Here is a 409-nt window from a genome sequence, read left to right as displayed (position 1 = left end):
AGAAACCAAAGCATGTATCACAAGATACCGGCATAGATTGTATTAAAGTACCTTATTTGCATAGCGCATCAAACATGATAGAGGAGGTCCTTATGGATATATTAAAGAAAATTGAACAGTACAGAGAGGAAGAGCAGCGGCTGAAATGGGAAGGAACATTCGCCGATTATTTGGAGATTATTAAAGAAAATCCAATGGTTGCGCAATCTGCTCATTCTCGTGTTTTTAATATGATAAAAGACAGCGGGATAGAGGAGATTGACGGACGGAAGAAGTACAGCTTTTTTGACCGCGAGCTGTTTGGGCTTGAGGAATCCTTGGAGCGACTCGTGGAAGAGTATTTTCATCCGGCCGCGAAACGGCTTGATGTCAGAAAGCGGATTCTTTTGCTAATGGGACCTGTGAGCGG

Annotated in this window: 1 pseudogene; it reads left to right on the top strand. The window is 43.0% G+C overall.

Features of this window, described 5'->3' with window-relative positions:
* Positions 1–92: 92 nt before the first annotated feature.
* A pseudogene (locus tag MOC09_RS20035) lies at positions 93–409 on the top strand (protein prkA); the annotation flags it as partial.

Origin of the sequence: Bacillus sp. N12A5, assembly GCF_026790125.1 — a bacterium.
In the GTDB taxonomy this organism is placed as follows: Bacteria; Bacillota; Bacilli; order Bacillales; family Bacillaceae; genus Bacillus.
This window is presented reverse-complemented; position numbering and strand designations above follow the sequence as displayed.